Origin of the sequence: Acinetobacter sp. NBRC 110496 (assembly GCF_000876115.1) — a bacterium.
Classification (GTDB): Bacteria; Pseudomonadota; Gammaproteobacteria; order Pseudomonadales; family Moraxellaceae; genus Acinetobacter.
Map to the genome: position 1 here is coordinate 1 of NZ_BBTF01000051.1, position 23,405 is coordinate 23,405.

General features: G+C 39.7%; 23 protein-coding genes and 1 pseudogene. 10 read left to right on the forward strand and 14 right to left on the reverse strand.

Annotated elements, in window-relative coordinates:
• The first annotated feature begins 27 nt into the window (after positions 1 to 27).
• Positions 28 to 518, forward strand: a pseudogene (locus Aba26S_RS17210) (hypothetical protein).
• A gap of 13 nt (positions 519 to 531) precedes the next feature.
• On the opposite strand, the gene Aba26S_RS17215 reads toward Aba26S_RS17210, so the two are convergent.
• Positions 532 to 942, reverse strand: coding sequence for an OsmC family protein (locus Aba26S_RS17215; RefSeq protein WP_005241054.1), 411 nt, complete (start codon positions 940 to 942; stop codon positions 532 to 534).
• Between the two features lie 227 nt (positions 943 to 1,169).
• Here Aba26S_RS17215 and Aba26S_RS17220 point away from each other — a divergent pair, with 227 nt between their 5' ends.
• Positions 1,170 to 1,748, forward strand: coding sequence for a YceI family protein (locus tag Aba26S_RS17220; protein ID WP_005271040.1), 579 nt, complete (start codon positions 1,170 to 1,172; stop codon positions 1,746 to 1,748).
• 130 nt (positions 1,749 to 1,878) lie between these two features.
• Here Aba26S_RS17220 and Aba26S_RS17225 read toward each other — a convergent pair whose 3' ends face one another.
• A complete protein-coding gene (locus tag Aba26S_RS17225; protein ID WP_043973752.1) occupies positions 1,879 to 2,556 on the reverse strand; it encodes a LexA family transcriptional regulator in 678 nt (225 codons plus the stop codon).
• 134 nt (positions 2,557 to 2,690) lie between these two features.
• Here Aba26S_RS17225 and Aba26S_RS17230 point away from each other — a divergent pair, with 134 nt between their 5' ends.
• The 5 genes from Aba26S_RS17230 to Aba26S_RS17250 all read left to right on the forward strand — a co-directional run bounded on the left by Aba26S_RS17230 (position 2,691) and on the right by Aba26S_RS17250 (position 5,939).
• Positions 2,691 to 3,098, forward strand: a complete 408-nt coding sequence (locus Aba26S_RS17230) for a hypothetical protein (protein ID WP_005241079.1) — start codon at positions 2,691 to 2,693, stop codon at positions 3,096 to 3,098.
• A 186-nt stretch (positions 3,099 to 3,284) separates the two neighbouring features.
• Positions 3,285 to 3,836 (forward strand): hypothetical protein, encoded by a 552-nt coding sequence (locus Aba26S_RS17235; RefSeq protein WP_043973755.1) that lies wholly within the window; start codon positions 3,285 to 3,287, stop codon positions 3,834 to 3,836.
• 227 nt (positions 3,837 to 4,063) lie between these two features.
• Positions 4,064 to 4,816, forward strand: coding sequence for a hypothetical protein (locus tag Aba26S_RS17240; RefSeq protein WP_043973758.1), 753 nt, complete (start codon positions 4,064 to 4,066; stop codon positions 4,814 to 4,816).
• Positions 4,817 to 4,931: 115 nt separating this feature from the next.
• Entirely contained in the window at positions 4,932 to 5,327 is a 396-nt protein-coding gene (locus tag Aba26S_RS17245; protein WP_005241085.1) for a hypothetical protein, read from the forward strand.
• A 60-nt stretch (positions 5,328 to 5,387) separates the two neighbouring features.
• A complete protein-coding gene (locus Aba26S_RS17250; RefSeq protein ID WP_043973761.1) occupies positions 5,388 to 5,939 on the forward strand; it encodes a chitinase in 552 nt (183 codons plus the stop codon).
• 59 nt (positions 5,940 to 5,998) lie between these two features.
• On the opposite strand, the gene Aba26S_RS17255 is transcribed toward Aba26S_RS17250, so the two are convergent.
• The 3 genes from Aba26S_RS17255 to Aba26S_RS17265 form a co-directional block, all read right to left on the reverse strand.
• The gene (locus Aba26S_RS17255) at positions 5,999 to 7,066 is read right to left on the reverse strand and encodes a bifunctional HD family hydrolase/N-acetyltransferase (RefSeq protein ID WP_081408460.1); all 1,068 of its coding nucleotides are present in this window, start codon (positions 7,064 to 7,066) and stop codon (positions 5,999 to 6,001) included.
• A 110-nt stretch (positions 7,067 to 7,176) separates the two neighbouring features.
• Positions 7,177 to 7,434, reverse strand: coding sequence for a YjhX family toxin (locus tag Aba26S_RS17260; protein ID WP_005241091.1), 258 nt, complete (start codon positions 7,432 to 7,434; stop codon positions 7,177 to 7,179).
• A 229-nt stretch (positions 7,435 to 7,663) separates the two neighbouring features.
• The gene (locus Aba26S_RS17265) at positions 7,664 to 8,197 is read right to left on the reverse strand and encodes a lecithin retinol acyltransferase family protein (RefSeq protein WP_043973764.1); all 534 of its coding nucleotides are present in this window, start codon (positions 8,195 to 8,197) and stop codon (positions 7,664 to 7,666) included.
• A 171-nt stretch (positions 8,198 to 8,368) separates the two neighbouring features.
• Here Aba26S_RS17265 and Aba26S_RS17270 point away from each other — a divergent pair, with 171 nt between their 5' ends.
• Positions 8,369 to 9,106 carry a phosphodiester glycosidase family protein gene (locus Aba26S_RS17270; RefSeq protein ID WP_043973767.1) on the forward strand — a complete coding sequence of 246 codons (738 nt, stop codon included), beginning with the start codon at positions 8,369 to 8,371 and terminating at the stop codon, positions 9,104 to 9,106.
• 44 nt (positions 9,107 to 9,150) lie between these two features.
• Here the strand turns inward: Aba26S_RS17270 and Aba26S_RS17275 are convergent, their stop codons facing one another.
• The 4 genes from Aba26S_RS17275 to putA form a co-directional block, all read right to left on the reverse strand.
• Positions 9,151 to 9,378: a hypothetical protein gene (locus Aba26S_RS17275; RefSeq protein WP_005241098.1), complete on the reverse strand. Its 228-nt coding sequence runs from the start codon at positions 9,376 to 9,378 to the stop codon at positions 9,151 to 9,153.
• A 249-nt stretch (positions 9,379 to 9,627) separates the two neighbouring features.
• On the reverse strand, positions 9,628 to 10,713 hold the full coding sequence (gene trmA / locus Aba26S_RS17280) for a tRNA (uridine(54)-C5)-methyltransferase TrmA (RefSeq protein WP_043973769.1): 1,086 nt from the start codon (positions 10,711 to 10,713) through the stop codon (positions 9,628 to 9,630).
• 90 nt (positions 10,714 to 10,803) lie between these two features.
• Complete coding sequence (locus Aba26S_RS17285; protein ID WP_043973771.1) at positions 10,804 to 11,277, reverse strand: GrpB family protein; 474 nt, start codon at positions 11,275 to 11,277, stop codon at positions 10,804 to 10,806.
• Positions 11,278 to 11,395: 118 nt separating this feature from the next.
• Entirely contained in the window at positions 11,396 to 15,157 is a 3,762-nt protein-coding gene (gene putA / locus Aba26S_RS17290) for a trifunctional transcriptional regulator/proline dehydrogenase/L-glutamate gamma-semialdehyde dehydrogenase (protein WP_043973774.1), read from the reverse strand.
• Positions 15,158 to 15,277: 120 nt separating this feature from the next.
• Here putA and Aba26S_RS17295 point away from each other — a divergent pair, with 120 nt between their 5' ends.
• Positions 15,278 to 15,769, forward strand: coding sequence for an Lrp/AsnC ligand binding domain-containing protein (locus Aba26S_RS17295; protein WP_005241104.1), 492 nt, complete (start codon positions 15,278 to 15,280; stop codon positions 15,767 to 15,769).
• 45 nt (positions 15,770 to 15,814) lie between these two features.
• Here Aba26S_RS17295 and putP read toward each other — a convergent pair whose 3' ends face one another.
• Positions 15,815 to 17,311: a sodium/proline symporter PutP gene (gene putP / locus Aba26S_RS17300; protein ID WP_005241106.1), complete on the reverse strand. Its 1,497-nt coding sequence runs from the start codon at positions 17,309 to 17,311 to the stop codon at positions 15,815 to 15,817.
• Between the two features lie 774 nt (positions 17,312 to 18,085).
• Between putP and Aba26S_RS17305 the strand changes: the two genes are divergently transcribed.
• Complete coding sequence (locus Aba26S_RS17305) at positions 18,086 to 19,177, forward strand: lytic polysaccharide monooxygenase (RefSeq protein WP_370538964.1); 1,092 nt, start codon at positions 18,086 to 18,088, stop codon at positions 19,175 to 19,177.
• 85 nt (positions 19,178 to 19,262) lie between these two features.
• Here Aba26S_RS17305 and gcvH read toward each other — a convergent pair whose 3' ends face one another.
• The 4 genes from gcvH to Aba26S_RS17325 all read right to left on the reverse strand — a co-directional run bounded on the left by gcvH (position 19,263) and on the right by Aba26S_RS17325 (position 23,166).
• On the reverse strand, positions 19,263 to 19,637 hold the full coding sequence (gene gcvH, locus Aba26S_RS17310; RefSeq protein ID WP_005241110.1) for a glycine cleavage system protein GcvH: 375 nt from the start codon (positions 19,635 to 19,637) through the stop codon (positions 19,263 to 19,265).
• An 87-nt stretch (positions 19,638 to 19,724) separates the two neighbouring features.
• The gene (locus Aba26S_RS17315; RefSeq protein WP_005241112.1) at positions 19,725 to 20,750 is read right to left on the reverse strand and encodes an AraC family transcriptional regulator; all 1,026 of its coding nucleotides are present in this window, start codon (positions 20,748 to 20,750) and stop codon (positions 19,725 to 19,727) included.
• 128 nt (positions 20,751 to 20,878) lie between these two features.
• Positions 20,879 to 21,319 carry a MaoC family dehydratase gene (locus tag Aba26S_RS17320; RefSeq protein ID WP_043973777.1) on the reverse strand — a complete coding sequence of 147 codons (441 nt, stop codon included), beginning with the start codon at positions 21,317 to 21,319 and terminating at the stop codon, positions 20,879 to 20,881.
• Complete coding sequence (locus tag Aba26S_RS17325) at positions 21,319 to 23,166, reverse strand: ABC transporter ATP-binding protein (RefSeq protein WP_043973780.1); 1,848 nt, start codon at positions 23,164 to 23,166, stop codon at positions 21,319 to 21,321. Before Aba26S_RS17325 ends, Aba26S_RS17320 begins: the two co-directional genes overlap by 1 nt.
• Positions 23,167 to 23,405 lie beyond the last annotated feature (239 nt).

The following is a 23,405-nucleotide window of genomic DNA, read 5'->3' on the forward strand; positions in this document are numbered from 1 at the left end:
TGAAACTTAAAAGAGTGAGATATTGTGATGAGAAAGGAATTCGAACTTCATACTTTTGATGAAATATTAAATATTGGTATTTGGAAAATCTAAGTAAAAAAGAAATATTTTGGCAGTGTGCAGAATATAATTTTTTATATCGTGCATTACAAGAAAGTTTCAAAAACAAAAATGGTGATCCAGCATTTGGTGGTGATTATGCTTATCTTATGCAGGCCTATTTTGAAGAGGCTATCCAAGCTCGGGTTAAATATCATCACATGCCAAGTTGGACAAAGTTACAGGGAAAAATATTAGTATTTGATGTGCACTCATCAATGTTTGACTGTTTGGGTGAAAAAGAAACAGGTGGATTTATAGATGGTTGTGATACACCACCACCCGAGTTTTGGATTCATTTCGATGGAAAAAATTTATATTCATTTATTCCAAATGAGCTCACAAATATTGTCGACTTAGCAATAGATATCTCGATGTGTGGCTCATTGGAATGGTATGCGGATGTGATTGAAATTTAGTGTAATCGGTCATTCATCCAATACTTAATTCACTCTGAATCGAAATATTTGATGTTAATAACTTATGAATCGGGCAGCTTTCTGCGACTTTTAACAAACGTTTATGCTGATCCTCGGTAAATTCACCTTTTAAGATAATTTTACGCTCAATATTATTCTGTCCTGATTCTGGCTCACCATTGGGATTCAAGGCTAAATCGACCTGAACATGATCAATCTTAATCCCTTTGTGATTGGCGTACATTTCCAAAGTAATGGTGGTACAGGCGCCTAAAGCCGAAAGTAAAAGCTGAACAGGGTTCGGTGCAGTATCTTGACCACCTTTGTTGGCAGGTTCATCTGCATACCAGGTATGGCCAGCAGGATCTGTCAACGTAACGCGATAAGATGTAGATGTACTAAGTGCTTGAGCTGTATGAGTCATATTTTACCTTGTTGTTTATCGTGAAGTATCTAAATCAAAATAGACCGATTGACCACATCTGCTTGCTGATCAATTGTCCTGTATTGAGTTGTCTTATGATATTGATTTTTGATAAGTGCTGTAACGCTTTTATTGTTGCACTGGTGAAACATATCGTTTTATAAAGACTAGTGAATAAAAATACTTGATCTATACACTAATCACTATATCAAACAAGGATATGAAAAATGCAATTTAAAACATTAAGTCTCGGGTTAGCAATTACTTTAGCAAGTTCGGTTACATTGGCTGCGCCAGTCGACTATAAAATTGACCCAACGCATACGGCGACAGTATTCAGTTGGAATCACTTTGGTTTCTCTACACCAAGTGCAAATTTCACCGATATTCAAGGGACAATTAAAGTTGATAATGCAAAACCTGCAAATTCATCTGTAGAAGTGACGATTCCTTTAAGCAGTGTAAATACCAATGTTGCTGCGTTGGATAAAGAATTCCAAGAAGAAGCTTGGTTTAATGCTGCAAAATATCCAAACATTACCTTTAAAAGTACCAAAGTAGAAACTAAAGACAAGAAACACTTTAAAATTACAGGTGATTTAACCGTTAAAGGCGTAACTAAACCTGTAGTATTAGATGCTGTACTGAATAAGCAAGGTGAGCATCCAATGGCGAAAGTCCCTGCAATTGGTTTCAATGCTACAACAAGCTTTAACCGTTCTGCATTTGGTATCGGCAATTATGTTCCCAATGTTGGTGATAAGATCACTGTGAATATTACAACCGAAGCAACTGCTGCGAAGTAATATCTTATTGCATAAAAAAGCCTAGACCATGATCTAGGCTTTTTTTGTTGTATATGATTTTGATCGTACAGATTATTAAAATACTAATATTGAGTTAAAATAAGAATTCTAATAATTAATCTCTTAAAAATTAGCTATGTTTTATTTTGGATCTACGTTTGGATTGATAGATATAGCGAATGGAATCGACCACTTCACCAACAAAAATACATTCTTCATCGAGTGGAATGATATTGGGTTTGAATTCCGGATTCAGTGCTTGCAAGTATCGTGAATTATCGGTTTCGATGACGAGGCGTTTGAATGTCGCATCTTCATGTTTTCTCACCACAATCATGTCACCGGATTGCATATCGCTATATTGCACGGTAGGGTCAACCAAAATGTAATCGCCTTCATGGAAAACGGGATAATTACTTAGACCTTGTACTTTTAAATAAAAGCAGTCATCACAATCATCGGGTAGCGGTAGCCATTCTTCAATTTGGGTGATATCAACCGATTCAACATTGGTAAACACACCAGCTTGTACCCAAGATAGCACAGGTGCCATATTGGCCTTTACGGCGGTGATGTTGGAAACATCATCTTGGCTAGATTCTTTCGGCGTGGCAGTACCAAGACCTGTTAGTAGCCAATAGGCATCTACACCCAGAAAATTAGCAATTGAGGGTAAATGAGATGAGGAACTGACCAGTCCAGTCTCAAGCTGGCTGAGCGCTGATTGGGTAATACCTACAGCAGCAACCACATCTTTTTGAGACTTCTTGGCTTTTTTTCTTGCTTCTTTGAGCCGATCTTTAAGCATTTTAATGCACCTTAAATCAATAAATTAAGAATATTAGCAAGCTAATGTGAAGTCAAATTAGTATTCTTATTGAAATTATATTAGTTTGCTAATATAATTGATCTATCCATTAGGTTAAATGCTGGAGGTGCGGTATGAACAAATCAATCAACCCAAACATGCATATTAAGCAGAATTTAAATGCAGAAATTGAAGCATGGCTGGCTCAAGGTAATGCAATCACAACAATTCAAAATACCTATGAAGAAAGATTGAAAGCAAGACCAAGCCATGCTGTAAGGTTTGTATCTGAAGAAAAAACGCAGAAAGAATTAAAGCGACTCGAAAGAGTTGCAAATCAAGCCACAGAAGATCAAATCCATATGCTCAGTGCTTGGTTGGATGCGCAAAAGGGGCGAGCTAAAGCTTTGGTGGAAGTTCTTGGTTGTGCACATAGTTATATTTCTCAAATTAAAAGTGCAACCAGACCCTGTACAAAAGCACGATTTGAAGAAATTTATCAGGCAATGAAGCTTGTAGAAGTAAGAGAAAAGTATCACTAAGCATATAAAACATCAGTTTGAAGTTGGCCAAAGCAGTGTTTGATGCTTGAAGGCAAGTTCAAACTGGAACTCAAAACAAGTGTTCGATGAGCGCTGAGAAATAACACAAGACTTGGTTTATTCAATTTATATTTTATAAAACATGAATCAAGCCCAAAATGAAATGACATTGGTTTAGGTGACGATATGAATGTAAGTATTGCAAAGTTTGAAAAATTTGAATGGTTGACGCAGGGTTTAACACTACGCTCAGCGGGCTTGGAACCTTTTATTCGTGGGACAGGTGATCGTCCCTTAAATTATGAAGATCGTTTAGGTGCAATTGCATCAATGAATACACAATTGGCAAAGTCAGTGACAGCGCTCATTGTATTCGAACATAAAGCTAAAAGCGATTATGACTATGTTCGCCAGTATTTGGCAGACCTTTTTATAGAACAAGCCGTGCGAGATAAAAAACGTGAGCCAGAGCGTATCGCTATGTACCACTTGGCTTGGTTGTTATCGCGTATGGTATTGGATTTTGTGCTAGATCCAGATCTGGAGGAAAACTATACAGCAAAAGGACGTCTCGCTTATGCAGGTATTAGTCGTCATCAGATGAATGTGGAGAGCTATAGAAAGACATGGAAAAGCTATGAAAGCTTAATGGTTCAGACAATTGAAATAGCTATCTGTGAGGCTGAAACTACGATTGAACAATATCGGAAAAATACTTACAAAAATATGCACGCTTAGGGATTCCATTATTTCGGAAACTAGGTTATAGTTTTTATATACTGGTCGTATTAAATTTGACATCGACCAAAAATAAAAAGCTCGCATCTAGCGGGCTTTTTTGTTGCCTAAAAACTCGGTATCCGTCAGGAACCGAGTTTTTTTATAACTGAAGATAAACAATCGTCCATTTTATTAATTTTATAAGTGGGTGCTCTAAAGCGACTCAATAACTCAAGGTGATTAAAATGAATTGTGTCAATAATATGATGTTGGGTTCTTTTTCAATTAAACACTTAGACATTCTTTCTTATGCAGACATTATCCCTGCGGTCATGCGAACTACAGCAGACGTATCAGGTAGGGCATATATACATGGAAATGATCAACTCGGTTCTATAAAAGTACCAGCCCTAGTCGATGAATCTCTCGCTATTTCTGCCTATTTTCAAGCACAAAAAGGGCGATTTTCTTTTACTCAGACGCGTATCACCAACCGATCAATTATGATTTTGGGAGTGGATCACGAGCCTAAAAATATAGTCACAGTGAATCATATTAAGCAAGGCTTTGTCATTTATAGCTATTTTGATGGGGGTAAATTCGTGGTGGTGTTGGGGGATTTTAATAGCTTGAATAATGTCACTTACATTCAAGAAAATCCGTCTGAGAATCCAGTTGTGACATTTGAAATTACCAGTGCCCAATCGATGAATGTTTATATTGATTATGAATTTGTTGGAGCATGGCATTCTAGCAATACATTGAAATTGCCAATGTATTATCAAATTGTTACACAAGAAGGTTTAAGCCAGTTTGACTTTGATTTGCGTGAAGCTTATGTCAGCTTGGATTATAAATTGCCATCTGAACTTGAAGATGGCGTTTATTATCACTTAACCAGTCATGGTGAAATTTTGGGTTCAGAAGTCAAGGTCGGGGACTTTGTACAGTTCCATGATCAGCAAAGCTGGATGATGCATTATCCGCAATCTGTATAAATTAAATTTTTTCAATAACCACGGGAGTGATTATGGTGGAAAATGAAAAACGAATCTACTCGAGCGAGGTCTTAACTTTAAACAAGTTGAGGCCTTTTTATTTATGGAGGACAAAATGACAGAGGTTGTTTCAGCGGGTGCAGGGATTGCGGCCGTGATTAAATCTTATGGCGTATTTTTTATTGTCATTATGGCACTGAGTTTTATGTTTTTGGCTTGGATGGTCGTAATTATGACCCGACTTCCTAAAACAAGGAGTGAATGGGTAGTTTCACTTATTTCAACCGCAGTCGGTAGTATTGCTGGAGGTGCTTTTGTAATTCAGCATTTTGGTTTACAGGCTTGGAGTGAAAATGCTTATGGTGCATTCGCATTAGGTGGTTTGTATTTCTTATGTGGATTACCTGTTTGGGCGATTATTCGCTGGACCTTTAACTATATTAATGCCAGAGAAAACTCCACTATTTTAGATGTAGCAAAAGAGGTAAAAGACTTTAAAGACAAATTTTAAATAATAAATTCAATCCAATGCCGCCTTCGGGCGGTTTTTTATTATAAAGAGGAATATAACATGACAATAACACAAGATGGTTTCGATCTTTTACGCAAAAATTTTGGCAAGTTGAGTCAATCTCAAGTCAATGGCATCAACTTTCTCATCTCAGTACTGGCTGAAGATCAAACAATTACATTTGCTCAAATGGCTTATATCTTGGCAACCGCTTGGCATGAAACAGCCAAAACCATGCAACCCGTGATCGAGTATGGTTCTGAAAAATACTTGAAATCTAAGCAATATTATCCCTATATCGGTTATGGTTATGTGCAATTGACTTGGTTGGCAAACTATAAAAGAATGGGGGATTATTTAAAAATTGATTTAGTGAAAAATCCGAAACTGGCTTTGCAAGCTGATATTGCAGCACGTGTCATGATTGTCGGTATGAAAAAAGGCATGTTTACTGGGAAAAGGCTGACGGATTACATCAATCAAGATAAAAAAGACTATATCAATGCACGACGAATCATTAATGGGATGGATAAAGCTGAGTTGGTCGCAGGTTATGCAGAAATTTTTGAGCAAGCACTGCAAGTTTCCGAAACAATGGCTATGTTTAATTAAAGCGCAGAAGCCCATATCGATGAGCTATGAACTTCTGTCGCGTTGTTCAGTCAGTCAGCCTAGGCAGTCGCATTAAATGCATCCGCATAAATCACTTCGCCAGAAGGGACATATTCAGTAAAAGACAGAACCTGGAAATACTCAGCAGGTACGCCTTGTAGTACAAGTCTAGGATCTGCTTTAAAGTCAAATTTACTGTAATAAGCTGGATCGCCCAGTACAACACACCCCATAGCATCTAAATCTTTGAGTGCTTCAAGGCCAGCATGCATCAGTTTTGCGCCAACCCCTTGGCCTTGATAGTCTGGTAAAACTGAAATTGGCCCTAAGCCATACCAGTTTTTAGTTCCATCTGAGAGGCGTACAGATGAAAATGCAATATGCCCAATCAATTTTTTATTGCTGATTGCAACCAGAGATAAACTTAATTGTCCTGAATTGCGTAAAGCATTCACAATGAACTGTTCTGTATGACTTGAATGTTCAGCGTTTGCGAAAGCCGCTTGCGTTAAGTCAAAAATGGCTTGAATATCAGATAGTTTCTCATCACGAATATGGATATTCATCTTCATTTTCTCTTGGGTTTGCTGATCCAAAATTGTTCGGATTTGTTGCAGTACTGGAATGGCTTGAGTGTATTTTTTCCCATAGCTTAGATTGAAGGCGTAATCGAAATTATTAGGATTAAGTCCTTGATTATGTTGCATAATGGTCTCTAATTTATCTAGTGCTTTCACAAATTTTGCTTCCGCTGTTTCGGCATTTTCGTATTCTTGCCAAAGTGTTCGAATTAACGTTTGAGGGTGTTCATCCAGAGATTCCGTCAATTGATAAAGATCCTGTTTTTCTTGTAGGCTCTTGTCTGGAAATTGATTTTTCATGATGGCTGGGATATCTCCATGAATCGCTTCACCTAAGTCATGAATCAGGCACATTTTGAGTATCTTGGCATGATCAAGATGTTTAAATTGATCGGTAAAGATCATTGCCATTAAGCTTAAACGCCAGCTATGTTCAGCGGTGCTTTCTTGGCGGCCATTGGATGTATGTGAAAATCTCAACACATTTTTTAGTTTTTCCGCTTCATGTAAAAAAGCTAAGCGGTTTTGAATGACATCTAGTTCCATTTTCTTTCTCAAAATAAACCATATGTAATTTGGATAAACCCAGTCCAATTTTAGATTGATAGACAACATCTAAACATCATCACGGGTTTATTCAAACCTATGACTGTGTATTAACGATTGTCTAACTGTGGGCGTACTGATCTAAGGCCATGTAAATTAATTTGATAGGGCTGTCCATTGATGGATTTAATCAGTTTTTTCTTTCTTAGCTTGTTGAAAACAGCAAGGTCACAATCGGACAGCAAGAAACCTTCTCGGCTATAGCACTCTACAGCGATGGTTTGACCTGAATCATCACGAAGTTTTACGATTTTTCCGCCTTTAGCTAAGACGTGTAGTGTCCGTTGTTCGGACTTAGATAAGTTCATGTTGTTATCCAGATAGAAATAATCAGAGCAAAGTTAGGCTTGAAGCCCAAAAAATCGCGCAGATAACCAATTTCAATGTGTTATTGAAATATAGTTACCAGATTACTGCTATCTCCAACATAAAACCCTCGGTATGGATGGGATACGAAATGTATCGAAGAAAATACTAATGCAAGCTGAATAAAAAATCAATCAATTGCTGAAAACGTTTTCGAGGATCACATCGACCTTATTTTTTTGAATGCTTTTCTTTAAGTTGTAAGTAGGCGGGTACTGATTTTTTGGCTTGTCGACGGAGCATCATCTTGATGTATAGCACGATCGCAAAACAGGCTGTGGCTACAGTGAGCATTAAACCGTTCATATAACTCATGATTGAGCTGACATAACCAATGGTGGCAAGACGACGTTGCATGCGTTCAACTTGCGTGCTGGACTCAACGCCTGTGATTGCCCAGGTGCATAAATGTTCACAGTTGTTAATGATCAGGTGATAATGATTTTCATGCATGCGTGAGCGCATACGCCGTACCACTGTTTTGGCTTTATAGCGTGGGGAGGGATAATTCCTGATGTAAATTGGCTTATCACGTGCAAAGCGTTGGATAGTCGTCATTTCGATGGGATGCTTTTTAAAAATATGGGCAAAACCAGAATAGTGAATGACTCGCCCACGGCCTGCATAAATGCCGTGATGACTATAACCAAAGTGTTTTACAATTAGATGTGCGCCAATAGGGAAGCGTGGATGTTTTTGCTGCATGTGGATACAAAGGTATTGTATTTACACTATTATTTTAGTGAAAAAATGTGAATCAATCGAGCCTGTTTAAGCGATTAATTGAATGATTATGTGTTGAGTTTGTATCTACTATTTAGTGTGAGTCATCACTATGGGAAAATAAAATGCGATTAATCTTAAATATTATTCAGAATGAAAAATTGGCTATTCTTCTCTGTGGCATTGTTAGCGGCGCCGATAGTCCAGGCGATGCAGCATCAAACTTTACAGTTCGATCAGCAAGCATATGATGTCATAAAGGTCGAAGATCTGGATCAATTAAAATTATTTTTAAAAAGCCCTGAAACCAATCGTTATTACCAAAAGTTTGCAGCAGTACAAAAAGAATTACCGGCTTGTGCACAACTCAATTTTGCAATGAATGCAGGGATGTATCATGCCGATTTGCAGCCTGTTGGTTTATATGTTGAACATGGTAAACAACTTGCTCCATTAAACGAAACGACAGGTTTTGGTAATTTCTTTATGCAACCGAATGGTGTGGTGGCATGGAATGAGCGACATGCGGTGATCAAGAGTACGGCTGATTATAAGAAAGATGGCTTTAAAGCCCAATTTGCAACCCAGTCAGGACCCATGCTGATCAATAAGGGGAAAATCAACACTCAGTTTCTCGTGGACTCTAACTCATTCAAAATTCGAAACGGCGTTGGGGTAAAGGACAATCAACTGTACTTTGTGATTTCACAACAACGGGTGAGCTTTTATGAATTCGCAAAATTCTTTAAGCAGCAATTGCAAATAGACAATGCCTTGTATTTGGATGGTTCGATTTCAAGTTTGTATTCAATACAGAGCAAACGCCATGATAAGCGATTTAATTTAGGACCAATTGTGGCGGAAGTGAGTCGTGAGAAATGTAAATCCTGATAACACCCTCATCTCCTCATTTTAAGGAGATGAGAGGCTTATTTTTATTGAATAGGTGGTTTGATCATCGCAAGTAATTCTTTGCGGCTATAACCACGAGAAATCAGTACTTTCTTGATCCCTTTCATTACATCTTCATCTGTCGCTTTAACTAAAGCATCCAGTAGTTGTTCATTGGTTTTGCAAGAACAATCATTTTCAACGCAAGAAGTTTGGTTCTTGTGTTCGTTATATTGTTCATCAGCATTGAACAATTTTTGCCAAAAACTCATAGAGCCTTCATTTACAACCTAACATAGTTCGAAATATAGCCACTTTAAAATAAAATTCAAGTCAGCTTAAGTGATAAAAGCATCAATTGAGCTTCAATTTTTTCGATGATTGTTTGAATATCTAACGAAATTATGACGGTATGATGACTTGACCTTTGAAAAATATAACTTTTTTATAATTATTCTTTGAATAAAAATAAAGGGTTACTCGAACCCTTTATGATTTACTGTTACGTTGAAATAATTTGTTTAAATTTTTTCAAGTAAAACACCTGATTCCACATGATGGGTAAATGGGAATTGATCGAACATGGCAAACTTCACAATACGATGCGTTTGTGTCAGGGTTTTTAAATTGTCATGCAGGGTATCTGGATTACATGAGATATACAGAATACGCTCAAAGCCTTGTAGTAACTTCAAGGTTTCATCATCAATCCCCGCTCGTGGTGGGTCAACAAATACTGTGTCAAAGTCATAGCTCTGAATGTCGATTTCAGCTTCTTGCAAGCGTCTAAACTCACGTTCGCCTTGATAGGCTTGTGTGAATTCCTCAGCAGATAAGCGAGCTACCTGTATATTTTCGATCTGGTTTTGCTCAATATTCCATTGCGCGGCATAGACTGAAGATTTAGCAAGTTCAGTTGTGAGTACACGCTTAAATTTCAATGACAGTGGCAAAGTAAAGTTACCATTACCACAATACAATTCTAACAGATCTTTTTCTGAAGCTTCCGCTGCGTCACAAGCCCATTCCAGCATATGTTGGCATACTTGTGCGTTTGGTTGAGTGAAGCTGCTTTCAATTTGTTTGTATTTAAAGGTACGACCGTAAACATTGAGTTGTTCAACCACGTAGTCATCGCCAATAATCACCTTTTGGCCACGACTACGGCCCATAATTTTAATATTCAGTTTTTCAGCAAGTGTTTTGGCCGCTGTTTCCCATTCGGCATCTAATTTGCGATGATAAATCAGCGTGACCAGCATCTCTCCACTTAACGTCGAGAGAAAGTCAGCTTCAAAAACTCGTTGCGATAGAATCGGGACTGCTTTTAATTCTTCTAATAGACGTGGCATTAAATCATTAATGCTTTGATCTGCGATGGGAAATGTATCCACACGAACAACTTCTTTTTGCTTACCATCTTCAGCACGTTCAAACATGGCGTAGAACAGATCATCTTCGGTATGCCAGATCCGAAATTCTGCACGCATACGGAAATGTTGTTCAGGTGATTGAAACACTTCTAAAGCAGGCGGATTGAACGGGGCAAATTGTGCGGTAATGCGTTCAACTTTCTCTTGAAGTTGCTGTGGGTAAGATAGGGTCATAAAAAAGAAAACTACAGGTGAAATCTAAAACGGGAATGGTATCAAAAAAGCGCAATCAGGTGCAGGAAATTATGCAAACACTGTGTTGTATTAAACTTCTTGCTTTAACACCTGTTGAATAAAATTCGATTTGATTTCGCGGTATTGATCTTGGCTCATTCCCTCGCAGTGATGTTTCAGCGCATTATATTGAGTGACTAAATCAGGTGATTGCCTTAAGTGATCGCGAAAAGTTAAAAAGTTTTCAAATATTGAGCCCGTTACCACAATTTGTAAGGCGACGTCATGTTCTAACGATTCCAACATACACAGTTCATGGGTACGCAATGTATCAAGTTTTTCTTTAAAGTGAAGCTGTTGTAATTGTTGAATAGCATCAATAAAGTGGTGAGCTGGGACTCCGATATAAATATCAAGATCACCTTTTGAAATTGCATTGGGAATAGCGGATGAACCAATATGTTCAATAACGGCATAAGGTGTGAGCTGCTGGATCTTATTTTTATAATCTTCAAAAAGCAGAGCGCAATTGGGTTGATATTCAGGAGCTGATAAAAACTGCATCTAAATAGTCTCATTTTTATACTAGGAATAAGATGATCTAGAACATAATAAAAAACCCGAACCATGTAAACATGATTCGGGTCATTGAGAGACTTAATATCTCTCGGAAAGGTTAAAATTAGTCTTCAGATAAAGTCATCAAGCTTGCGTTACCACCAGCAGCAGCGGTATTCACACTGATCGCACGTTCAATAACAAGACGTTCTAAAGGAATTTGCTCATTGGCTTGCAAATGAGTAATCCCGACAATCGCACCTGAACGAGCAGCAACTTGAGTTTGCAAGTCTTGTAATTGTTCAACAGAACCATGATGAAGCACTGCGTCAAACGCATCTTTTTCAACATTTGAAATCACAGTGATTGCATCTAAGACATCTTTAGGTAAAGACGCTTTGTGTTTTGCCAAGAACTCATTGTCTTTCAACACAGCCGCAGTACTGCTGACGGAGAAAATCGCAAGTAATTGCTGTAACTGACTTGCTTCATCATTGGCAATCGACAACACACGGTGACGTGGCAAGATAGTGTATTGGTTGCTTTCACCTGTTGGCCCTTGCAACTCGTAGAACTTACCTACACCAAATGCTGGGATCGTTGTAATTGCTTGTGGCATGTTTTGGTTTGCCCAAGACAATAAGCTTTGATAAGCAACATTTGATACCGCATCAAACTGAGAGATTTCAGCTTTAACCGCAAATGGCGTTGCCAATACTTTCTCTGAACAATGTTCCATTAAGCGGTACATATACAATGGACCACCTGCTTTTGGACCTGTACCCGATAAGCCTTCACCACCAAATGGTTGTACGCCGACCACTGCACCTACGATATTGCGGTTGATATATAAGTTACCGACTTCCGCACGTTGAATAACCGTATTAATGGTTTCATCGATACGTGTGTGTAGACCCATGGTTAAGCCATAACCTTTAGCATTGATACGGTCGATCAATTGCTCAAGCTCACCATACTTATAAGTAATAATGTGCAAGACAGGACCAAACACTTCGCGTTCTAAGTCGTCAAGGTTTGGTAATTCGATTGCTGTAGGAGGAACAAAAGTACCTTGTGCAAGGGCTTGTTGGCTCACTGCATCGTTAAACATTAATTGATGAACAGGGTAACCCTTAGATTTCATCTTTTGAATGTGTGTATCGATGGTTTGTTTTGCTTCAGTGTCGATTACAGGCCCAATGTCAGTTTTTAAGATCGCAGGATTACCAACGATTAACTGTTGCATTGCACCTTTTAACATTTTAATCACGGTTGCAGCGCTATCTTCTTGAACACATAAGATACGAAGTGCAGAACAACGTTGACCCGCACTGTCAAATGCAGAGCTTACAACATCAAGAACGACTTGTTCAGTGAGTGCAGAAGAGTCTACGATCATCGCATTTTGACCACCTGTTTCCGCAATTAACGGAATTGGTTGGCCATTTGGAGATAAACGTTTTGCAACTGTCTTTTGCAAGATTTTTGCAACTTCAGTCGAACCTGTAAACATGATCCCTTGGATACGATCATCTTGGCTTAATTGAGCACCAACCGTTTCACCACGACCTGGAAGAAGTTGCACAGCGCCGTGTGGCACACCAGCTTCCCAAAGCATTTGAACAGCTTGAGCTGCGATCAGTGGAGTTTGTTCCGCAGGTTTGGCAATCACACAGTTACCACTGACCAATGCCGCTGCAATCTGACCAGAGAAAATCGCAAGCGGGAAGTTCCATGGGCTAATACACAATACGGTACCTAATGGCTTCACTTGTGCATTTACCGGTAAAGCTTCGATTTGAGTTGCGTAGTAACGTAAGAAATCTACCGCTTCACGGACTTCAGCAATGGCATTGGCATAGGTTTTACCACTTTCGCGGCAAAGTAATACCATCAATTCTTGAATGCGTGCTTCCATCAAGTCAGCAGCGCGTTTTAAACATGCAGCGCGTTCAACTTTATCGGTTGCAGCCCAGCTTTGTTCAGCTTGAACCGCTGCTTCTAGCGCCAGTTGCACATCAGCACTGGTTGCTTCATTGACATAACCAACCACTTCGCTGTTTTGAGCTGGGTTTGTAATTGCAAGTGCATTACTTTCGTCATGAACTGTTGATTCAAAACCAAGTAAAGGTGCACTTTTCCAAATCTGACTACGCAATTTCTGTGCAGTCGCATCCAAGTCTGCCAATGGTTGATCGTTATTGAGATCAAAACCATTTGAGTTTGGACGTAATGGGTAAAGATTATGCGGAAGCGGAATCGCAGGGTGTTTTAAGCCGAGCTGACCTTCGTCTTTCGCAGCAGTTTGAATATCTTTGATTGGAGACTGAATCAAGTCTTCAACTTTTAAGGTCTTATCTGCAATACGGTTTACGAACGATGTATTTGCACCATTTTCAAGTAAACGACGTACCAAGTAAGCCAATAAGGTTTCATGGTTACCCACTGGTGCGTAAACACGACATGGAACACCTAATTTGCCATCTTCTTTAGCTCCGACAACTTGCTCGTACAATGGCTCACCCATACCGTGCAAGCATTGGAACTCGTATTGACCTGGGTAGTATTTACTTGGATCAGCAAGGTTATAAATCGTTGCAAGTGATTGTGCATTGTGTGTTGCAAACTGTGGATACACTTGATCGGGTGCAGCAAGTAATTTTTTCGCACACGCAATGTAAGACAAGTCGGTGTGAACTTTACGGGTAAACACAGGGTAGTCTGTCATACCATCAATTTGCGCTTTCTTGATTTCGCTGTCCCAGTACGCACCTTTCACCAAACGAATCATCAAACGTTTGTTACTGCGTTTTGCAAGATCAACGATATAATCAACAACGTAGAAACAACGTTTTTGGTAGGCTTGAATGACGAAACCAATGCCTTTCCAGTTGGCAAGTTTTGGTTCGAAACATAAGCGCTCAAGTAACTCGAGTGAAATTTCTAAACGTTCAGATTCTTCGGCATCGATGTTTAAACCGATGTCGTATTGTTTTGCCAAGCAAGCAAGTTCGAACACTTTGTTATAAAGTTCGTGATGAACACGGTCGATCTGTGCACGTTGATAACGTGGGTGCAAAGCAGAAAGCTTGATTGAGATACCTGGGCCATCATAAACACCACGACCGTTTGATGCTTTGCCAATCGCATGAATGGCTTGCGTGTAGTCGTTGTAATAGCGTTCCGCATCATGTTCAGTGAGCGCAGCTTCACCCAACATGTCATATGAATAACGGAAACCTTTGTGCTCAAATGGTTTTGCGTGTTCAAGTGCTTCACCGATGGTTTCACCGGTAACGAATTGCTCACCCATCATGCGCATAGCAACGTCAACCGCTTTACGGATGATACCGCGGCCACTGCGTGCCAATAGACCGGTTAAAACACTGGATAAGCTGGTTTGCTTTGGTGTTTCCATTAACTTACCAGTTAACATCAAACCCCAAGCTGCCGCGTTCACGAACATCAAGTTACTTTGACCAACGTGTTCTTTCCAGTTACCTTGGTTGATTTTGTCACGAATCAATAAATCACGGGTTGCTGTATCTGGAATACGAAGTAAGGCTTCGGCCAAGCACATCAATGCCACACCTTCTTGTGAAGAAAGTGAGAATTCTTGCAGCAGACCTTGAACGATACCAGCTTTACCAGCCGAGCTTTTACGCTCACGTAAATTATGCGCTAGGCTAAATGCAAGCTCATAAATTTTATGATCAAGTTCAGGGGAGATATTTGCTGCTTCAGCAAGTACAGCGACTGCTTCAGGCTCTGCACGACGCCATGCCGTATTAATGCGTTGCTCAAACTCACTTTTTTCTTTAAATTCGGTGATATAACCGTTTGTGTGAGCTGTGTCCATTTGTGCGGGAGTATCCAATGTATTCATACTAAATTCCAATAACAATCTCTAAAACATATTGAGCAGAGAGGTTTAGATAATTTATGATTACAGAATAAATCCCGAGTAACTCACTATAATTTACTTATTTTTTAGAGGAAAATTCAGTTGAATGGCCCTATTTATGCACTAGATCGAACTGATCTAAAAATTCTGGATATTCTTCAAGCAGATGGAAGGATTTCCAACAGTAAATTGGCAGAACTCGTGAACCTTTCACCGACTGCGGTGATGGCACGCGTCCAGAAGTTGACAAAGGATGAATTTATTTTGGGATATGAGGCAAAGCTTAACCCAAATAAGCTAAACGCAAACTTTTTGGTCTTTGTAGAGGTGCTACTGGATAAAACCACGCCGCATGTCTTGGATGATTTTATTGATGCGGTAACCCAATATCCAGAAATTGTGGAATGCCATATGGTCAGTGGCGGTTTTGACTTCCTGATTAAACTACGTAGCGCAGGCATGGAGGAGTTTCGTCGTATTGCAGGGCAAATACTGTGGCAGCTCCCTGGGGTCAAGGAAACGCGTAGCTATCCTGTTATGCAGGTGGTAAAAGATAGCTCCAAAATAAAAATTAAATCACGCGCCAAATTTTAAGCAAAACAAAAGGGGCCCGAAGGCCCCTTAATTTATTCATCAGAATTATTTCATTTCACGTGCATAGATTTCATCAGCTTGTTCAAAGCGGCTTGTTACAGCTGCATTTGGTGCTTTACCCAGTAAGCTCACCACAACAATGCTGATTAATGCAAAAGCGAAGCCCGGAATAATTTCGTAGATGCCTGTGTAACCGAAGAAGTTTTTCCACAGGATTACAGTGAGGGCACCCACAACCATACCCACCAATGCGCCGTTTAAGGTCATACGTTTCCAGAACAATGAAAGGATGATGAGTGGGCCAAACGCGGCACCGAAACCCGCCCATGCATATGCAACCAAGCCAAGTACCTTACTTTCAGGGTTCTGAGCAAGCGCAAGCGCAAGCATTGCAACAGCAATCACCATAGCACGGCCAACCCAAACCAGCTCTTTTTGAGATGCATTTTTACGGATAAAGCCTTTGTACAAATCTTCAGTTAAGGCACTCGAACATACCAATAACTGACAGCTCAATGTACTCATGATTGCAGACAAAATCGCAGCAAGAATCACACCAACAACCCATGGGTTGAACAGGATCTTGGTAAGTTCCATGAATACTGTTTCAGGATTGCTAGATACGGCTGTTGCAAGTTCAGGATGCATTTGGAAATACGCGATACCGATAAAGCCTGATCCTACTGCCCCTGCTAAACAAAGCGCCATCCATGTCATGCCGATACGGCGTGCGGCTGGAATTGATTTTACCGAATCAGCAGCCATAAAGCGGACAAGAATGTGTGGCTGACCAAAATAACCTAAACCCCAAGCAGCAGCTGAAAGAATCGCGACAACACTTAAGTTTGAAGCAAAATCAAATGCATGTGGACGCACACTTTCAACAACAGCAGTAAACTCTTCCATGCCGATGCCTAGAGACATGTAAGTCACGATTGGAAGCAGCAATAAGGCAAAAATCATTAGACCAGCTTGGAAAGTATCAGTCCAGCTGATGGCAAGAAAACCACCAATACATACATAACCAATTGTTGCAAATGCACCGAGCCATAATGCTGTGCTATACGGTAACTGGAATAAAGTTTCGAATAAACGTGCACCAGCGACCATGCCAGAAGCACAGTAAATCGCAAAGAATACAAGAATAATCAATGCAGATGTGACGCGTAAGATTTTTTTCTGGTCATCAAAACGACCAGTAAAATAATCCGGTAAGGTCAGGGCATTGTTTTGGACTTCAGTGTGTACACGTAAACGTCCAGCAACCAAGTACCAGTTTAGCCATGCACCAATAATCAGACCGATGGCAATCCATGACTCTGATAATCCTGTTAAGTAAATGGCACCAGGTAAGCCCATGAGCAACCAACCACTCATATCGGATGCGCCCGCAGACAACGCGGTGACAAAACTGCCTAGACTTCGGCCTCCAAGAATATAATCATCAAGATTTTTGGTAGAAAAATAGGCGTATAAACCGATGCCGAGCATGGCCAGAATATAGACCACGAAGATAACAACTGTGGGATTAGAAAAATTCATAATGGATGCCTGTCCTTACATATCCATAATTTGCAATCACACCCGAATAGCTAAAAATGATTGACTATTCTTGGGATTGATAAGGTCACAGATTCAAGCATAAATGATTTTTAAAATACTGTTATGATTATGTATTCTATTTGTATCGTTTGTTTAATTTAAAATAAACCTATGAAACTTAAACTTTTAATCTAAAAAATAGATTTTTTTTCCATCAAAAAAACAAAATATGATGTTTAAAAATAAAGCACAATGTGTTTAAACGTTACAATTTAAAAAATGTACATCTGTAGATTAAAACCACAGGACTAAAAACCGATCAAAAAAGATGACACACAACGTAACAAAGGCAACAATTCAGCGAAGTTCATTTATAAAAAATATATTGTGAAGTCCTTTGCTAATCAAAATTGATTTGGTTTATTTCGTGTTGAGTGATTTGGCCATTGGGGGCTTATCTAAGAGTTAGATATTGTGATAGACCTAGGTTACTTTCCACTCGAGTTTTTGGATTGAACTAAAGATAGTGGGTTTATTGAATTATTAGATCTATTCAGCATAACTTTATATTTCTGTGACATATTTAACTGAGCTCTTACAGATCATTACAGAGGAGGTGGTTGTCTTGAGCCATCGGCTGACCTATGGTCTAAGGGGTGTTTTTAAACACCGATGCTTAACAACAATAAATAAGTGAAATAAATAAGGTGAAAATAATGATGATTCGTCACTTCATTCAATGTAATTTCGATTGGAATCTTGGTTCTGCCCACGGTGCCTACATTGGTTTTTGCACATGGCTATGTGCTTCAACCTGAGTCACGGGCTTATGCATGTAAGTTGAACAAAAATAGTCAATGTGGCAGCATTGTTTGGGAGCCTCAAAGTTTAGAAGCGCCCAAAGGTTTCCCACAATCAGGTCCACCAGATGGACAGATTGCCAATGCCAATTTGAGTCAATTTTCTGAGTTGAATGCACAATCTGCAACGCGCTGGGTTAAAACAAATTTGCCTACTGGAGCGAATGATTTTACTTGGCAATTGACTGCTGCACATGTTACGCAGGGCTGGCGTTACTTTATGACCAAACAAGGATGGAATCCTTCAATGCCATTGGCACGCAGTTCTTTTGATCTCAATCCCTTTTGTACAATAGATGGTAAATATCAAAAACCTGCCAGCATGGTGACGCACCGTTGTAATGTGCCTACAGACCGAAATGGTTATCATGTAATTTTGGCTGTATGGGATATCGGGGATACCAGCAATGCATTTTATAATGTTATTGATGTCAATGTTGGTTCAGGTAGCCCAACAACACCAGTGGACCCACAACCACCGAAACCGGTTCAAAGTTGGAACGATATTGGAGATATCAATCCACTGGATGACTTATTACCAAATAATCGCGTATCAACACGCGTTTTTGATAACACTGGTGAAAATTCGAATCTAAAAACAGAATTACGGATTACAACGATTGCCAATGGCAGTCGAAATGTTTGGCCGCGTTTATTGGCAGAAGCCATTAATCGGGAACATAGTGCCTTACGTGCAGGTATTAAAAATAGTAATGGGGATATTATTCCTGCCGCGGGTAAGAATGATGTTTATAGTAGTTTAAACAGCGGGATTCAGCGGGTTGAGATTAAAATTGAACGTGCACCAAGCAGTGGTGGTTCTTATGATTTTGTTTATCCCAAAAATATCAGTACATATAAAGCTGGCACCAAAGTATTGGGCAGTGATGGGCGTATTTATCAGTGTAAGCCATTTCCTTATAGCGGTTGGTGTACAGTCCAAGCCCATCAATATGTCCCTGTGACAGGTTCGAACTGGCAGGATGCTTGGATCTTAATAAAATAGTCTATGTTTTAGAAAATAAAAAACCGAGTTAGCATATAACTCGGTTTTTACTTGGTAATATCAGGCGATATTTATCAATCAGTAATTATAAACCTGATTCATATTCGCTGTTTGAAAGCAGCTTGTCTACGTCAGCCATATTGTCTGGTTTGATTTTATAAATCCAGCCTTTGCCATAAGGTTCATCATTGACAAAATCAGGGTCATCTTCAAGATCAGTATTGACTTCAACCACTGTTCCAGACACTGGTGCGTGAATATCAGAGGCTGTTTTGACTGACTCAACAATACCTGCTTGTTCAGTCGCTGTAACGTGGCTGCCAACTTCTGGCGTTTCCACATAGACTAAATCACCCAACTCATCTTGAGCATGGTCAGTAATTCCCGTCACAACAAGGTCACCCTCGATTCTTACCCACTCATGCGTACGTGCATATTTCAATTCTGCTGGATGATTCATGACAACTCCTTAACAATCTGTCGTATCATTTTTATTTGGTTTATACATGCTTTTCAATAAAAACAAAAGCTTTCGAGTCTGAAGAAATTATAAGTAAGGGTCTTTACGCCAGTTACTTGGACTACGGCCACTCCAGCGCTTAAAGGCACGGCTAAAGTTGGCGACATCTGAGTAGCCCAATTCATCTGCGATTTGTTCCAGACTATAATCGGTTCGAGAGAGCAGTGAGGTGGCATGACGATAACGTACTTCATCTACTAAAGTCGAGAAGGAGGTGCCCTCGGCCGCAAGTTGGCGTTTAAGGGTTCGGTCTGACATGTGCAAGCGCTCAGCCACACTTTCAATACTTAAATAATGCTGTTCTGAATTGGTCAGGATATCACGGACACGCATGGCTAAACGGCGACGCTCACCTAAAGCAGACAACTCTGTTTCGCACTGGTTGATTGCGATTTGACTGGCAATTGGGTCTGCATTGACCATCTTTAAGCCTAGATATTTTTTATCGAAGCTGGAAATTAAATGCGGTTGATTAAAACGAATGCTGCTGCTCAATTTATCTTTATATTTTTCAAAGCCAGCGGGTTCAGCGAAGTCCAAATCTACCTCACCTCTTAGATCTTCAATGCCAGTGAGGGCTTTGGCCATGGTCATAATACCAATGGTCAGGCCTAAAATAATTTCAGTGCGTAATGGCTCAACTTCAATATCGCATTGTAGCTGTAGAGTTGCTTTAGGTCCAAAAGTAGAAAAATAAAGCTGCAAAAAGGGCAGGCGTAACTGAATAAACCGGCTTGCTAGTGCAATGGCATCGGTAATGTCATGCGCCGTCATAATGGCATAGCCAATAAAGCCATGAATGGAAATCCGCATTTGCGTTCCTAGGTGAAAGCCAAGGGTGCTTTCACCTGTCAGGCGCAAAGAGTGTTTCACCAGTTCATTCGCAATGGGTGTTGGAATTCTGAAATTCGGATCAGCCAGTTGTTCGCTGGTTAAATGAAACGGTGCAAACAATGTTTCATCGCTATATCCCCAGCGAGAAACCACGTCTAAGAGCAATAAGCCATAGACACCTGGTATTCCTTGATCTTGACGAGTTGTGGTTGTTTTCATGTGCTTTCCGTGGCGCTCATCAATTTTGCCAATATCTTTTAAACATTTAAGTCTTAAACATCTTTACATGAAATAAAATAATCAATCATAAAAATTGTTGGACAAAAGAGTCACTGAATGTTCAATAATCAAGTAGGCTTTCTAAAGACCATAATTTTGGTTGTCGATATTAATAGCACATCACCATGCTGGTTCAAAGCTTGTGTCACATAGCTGACGATACCTCGATCATTTTTTGTTTTAGAGGGGGTGATCGCGGTGATTTCAATTTCTACATGAATTTTATCACCTGCACGGGTTGGACGAGGCCAACGCAAACTTGATTCAGTACCTAAGAGGCCACCTGCGATTGGAAAACATTCTGTCCATAAACGCATGGCCACTGCGGAAGTATGCCAACCGCTTGCGGCCAAACCTTGAAAAATTGGATGTTGTTCTGCAGCTTGCTCATCTAAATGAAAAGGTTGGGGGTCGTACTGTCCAGCAAACTGTTTAATTTCTTCACGGGTCATTTCATATTCACGACTAATGAAATGATCTCCAATATTTAAATCTTCTAAATACAACATTACTCTGTGTCCTGAGTCGCTTGCTGTTCAACTAGAAAACCACCTGTTTGTCGTTTCCAGAGTTGTGCATACAAGCCATCATTAGCAATTAATTCTTCATGTGTCCCTTGTTCTGCAATTCTTCCCTGATCCAGAACAATAAGGCGATCCATTTGCGCAATAGTAGATAAACGGTGCGCAATTGCAATGACTGTTTTGCCAACCATTAGGTCATTTAAACTGCTTTGAATCGCAGATTCGACCTCTGAATCAAGTGCACTGGTGGCTTCATCCAAAATTAAAATGGGTGCATCTTTTAGGAAGACACGTGAAATCGCAATTCGTTGACGTTGACCGCCAGAAAGCTTAACACCGCGCTCACCGACATAGGCGTCATAACCCATACGTCCTTTTTGATCGGTGAGTTGCGGAATAAACTCTTCGGCCTTGGCTTTTTGAACTGCAAGTTGAACCTCTGATTCTGTTGCATTGGGGCGGCCATATTTAATGTTTTCCGCAACTGTACGATGTAATAAAGACGTATCCTGAGTGACTAAGGCTATATTGGCACGTAAGCTATCTTGGGTTACATCATGGATATTTTGACCATCAATCAAAATACGACCTTGGTTGATGTCATAAAAATGCAGTAGCAGTTGAATTAACGTTGATTTACCTGCACCAGAACGACCTACAATCCCAATTTTTTCACCTGGTTTAATGGTGAGGTTGAAGTGCTCAATGACATTTTTTTGATTATAAGCAAAGCTTACATCTTCAAAGCGGATTTCACCATGCGTGACGACTAAGGTAGAAGCATCTTTTTTATCTTGAATCTGGATTTGTTTGCCTAAAGTCTTCATCCCATCCTGAATGGTACCGACATTCTCAAACAGCATTGTTACATTCCACATGATAAACTCTGCCAAGCTATCCAGCTTTAGAACCATCGCCGTTGTTGCCGCAATGACACCAATAGCTGCTTGACCTTGTGTCCATAACCACACCGAGGTTCCGATCACACTAATAAATAGAAATGCACTTAAGAAGCGAATGGAGATTTCGTATTTAACACCTAAACGCATTTGCTTATAAACCGTGACCATGAACTCCTGCATCGACTCTTTGGCGTATTGGCTTTCACGGCCAGCATGGGCAAATAATTTCACGGTCTGGATATTGGTATAGGCATCGGTAATGCGCCCAGTCATGACGGCACGTGCATCGGCTTGTTTTTTTGAAATTTTGCCTAGGCGGGGGATAAAATAACTTGCAATTGCAATAAATAAGAACAGCCATAAGGCCAAAGGCACAATCAAGATTGGCGAAATAGAACCGAGAACCAAGCTGATTGTAATGAAATAAATGAGAACATAGACCAGCATGTCACCCAGAATCATCCAGAAATCGCGAACCGCTAAAGCGGTTTGCATGACTTTGGCAGAAAGACGACCTGCAAAGTCAGTATGGAAAAAATCGAGACTTTGTTGCAGTAATAAGCTATGAAAACGCCAGCGCATCCGCATTGGGAAGTTGCTGAATAAAACTTGATGTTTAACAATGGATTGCAGGCTAACAAAAAAGATGTGGGCAAATAAAATGCTAATCAAAATGGTCAGGTTTTGTTGATTGTTTGCCAAAAAAGTACTTGGTTGGCTATTGCTAAGCCAGTCTACGAGTTTGCCGATATAAGAGAAGAATAACGCTTCGAAACACGCTGCTGCCGCCGTACAGACAATGAGAATAAAAAGATAGGGGCGAATTCCCTGAGTAGATCGCCAAACGAAAGCAAAAAATGTGGTGGGTAATGGTTTGTTTAAGTCTTTCGTTGGATAAGGATCAACTAGTTTTTCAAACCATTGCAGCATTAGGTTTTCCTCTAAGACAAAGTACTAATTCAGCTTATGCTGTAGCATAGCAGAAAATTGATTTCATAACTGAGAAAAGCAATGACAAGAAAATTCAAATTTAAGTTTTTAGTAAAGATAACTTAAAGGGCATAACTGCATCGGATTTTTAAACCTATTGAATCAAAGTTTCTTTTTAGCTTTTATGGTGGATAGGATGAAGATTAATATTAACAAGATTATTATTCGGAATATTCTAT

Excerpts from the sequence above, each read along its gene's own strand:
- Aba26S_RS17215 (WP_005241054.1), bottom strand. The coding sequence starts at position 942 with ATGACTCATACAGCTCAAGCACTTAGTACATCTACATCTTATCGCGTT.
- Aba26S_RS17220 (WP_005271040.1), top strand. The coding sequence starts at position 1,170 with ATGCAATTTAAAACATTAAGTCTCGGGTTAGCAATTACTTTAGCAAGT.
- Aba26S_RS17225 (WP_043973752.1), bottom strand. The coding sequence starts at position 2,556 with ATGCTTAAAGATCGGCTCAAAGAAGCAAGAAAAAAAGCCAAGAAGTCT.
- Aba26S_RS17230 (WP_005241079.1), top strand. The coding sequence starts at position 2,691 with ATGAACAAATCAATCAACCCAAACATGCATATTAAGCAGAATTTAAAT.
- Aba26S_RS17235 (WP_043973755.1), top strand. The coding sequence starts at position 3,285 with ATGAATGTAAGTATTGCAAAGTTTGAAAAATTTGAATGGTTGACGCAG.
- Aba26S_RS17240 (WP_043973758.1), top strand. The coding sequence starts at position 4,064 with ATGAATTGTGTCAATAATATGATGTTGGGTTCTTTTTCAATTAAACAC.
- Aba26S_RS17245 (WP_005241085.1), top strand. The coding sequence starts at position 4,932 with ATGACAGAGGTTGTTTCAGCGGGTGCAGGGATTGCGGCCGTGATTAAA.
- Aba26S_RS17250 (WP_043973761.1), top strand. The coding sequence starts at position 5,388 with ATGACAATAACACAAGATGGTTTCGATCTTTTACGCAAAAATTTTGGC.
- Aba26S_RS17255 (WP_081408460.1), bottom strand. The coding sequence starts at position 7,066 with ATGGAACTAGATGTCATTCAAAACCGCTTAGCTTTTTTACATGAAGCG.
- Aba26S_RS17260 (WP_005241091.1), bottom strand. The coding sequence starts at position 7,434 with ATGAACTTATCTAAGTCCGAACAACGGACACTACACGTCTTAGCTAAA.
- Aba26S_RS17265 (WP_043973764.1), bottom strand. The coding sequence starts at position 8,197 with ATGCAGCAAAAACATCCACGCTTCCCTATTGGCGCACATCTAATTGTA.
- Aba26S_RS17270 (WP_043973767.1), top strand. The coding sequence starts at position 8,369 with ATGAAAAATTGGCTATTCTTCTCTGTGGCATTGTTAGCGGCGCCGATA.
- Aba26S_RS17275 (WP_005241098.1), bottom strand. The coding sequence starts at position 9,378 with ATGAGTTTTTGGCAAAAATTGTTCAATGCTGATGAACAATATAACGAA.
- trmA (WP_043973769.1), bottom strand. The coding sequence starts at position 10,713 with ATGACCCTATCTTACCCACAGCAACTTCAAGAGAAAGTTGAACGCATT.
- Aba26S_RS17285 (WP_043973771.1), bottom strand. The coding sequence starts at position 11,277 with ATGCAGTTTTTATCAGCTCCTGAATATCAACCCAATTGCGCTCTGCTT.
- putA (WP_043973774.1), bottom strand. The coding sequence starts at position 15,157 with ATGAATACATTGGATACTCCCGCACAAATGGACACAGCTCACACAAAC.
- putP (WP_005241106.1), bottom strand. The coding sequence starts at position 17,311 with ATGAATTTTTCTAATCCCACAGTTGTTATCTTCGTGGTCTATATTCTG.
- gcvH (WP_005241110.1), bottom strand. The coding sequence starts at position 19,637 with ATGAATCATCCAGCAGAATTGAAATATGCACGTACGCATGAGTGGGTA.
- Aba26S_RS17315 (WP_005241112.1), bottom strand. The coding sequence starts at position 20,750 with ATGAAAACAACCACAACTCGTCAAGATCAAGGAATACCAGGTGTCTAT.
- Aba26S_RS17320 (WP_043973777.1), bottom strand. The coding sequence starts at position 21,319 with ATGTTGTATTTAGAAGATTTAAATATTGGAGATCATTTCATTAGTCGT.
- Aba26S_RS17325 (WP_043973780.1), bottom strand. The coding sequence starts at position 23,166 with ATGCTGCAATGGTTTGAAAAACTAGTTGATCCTTATCCAACGAAAGAC.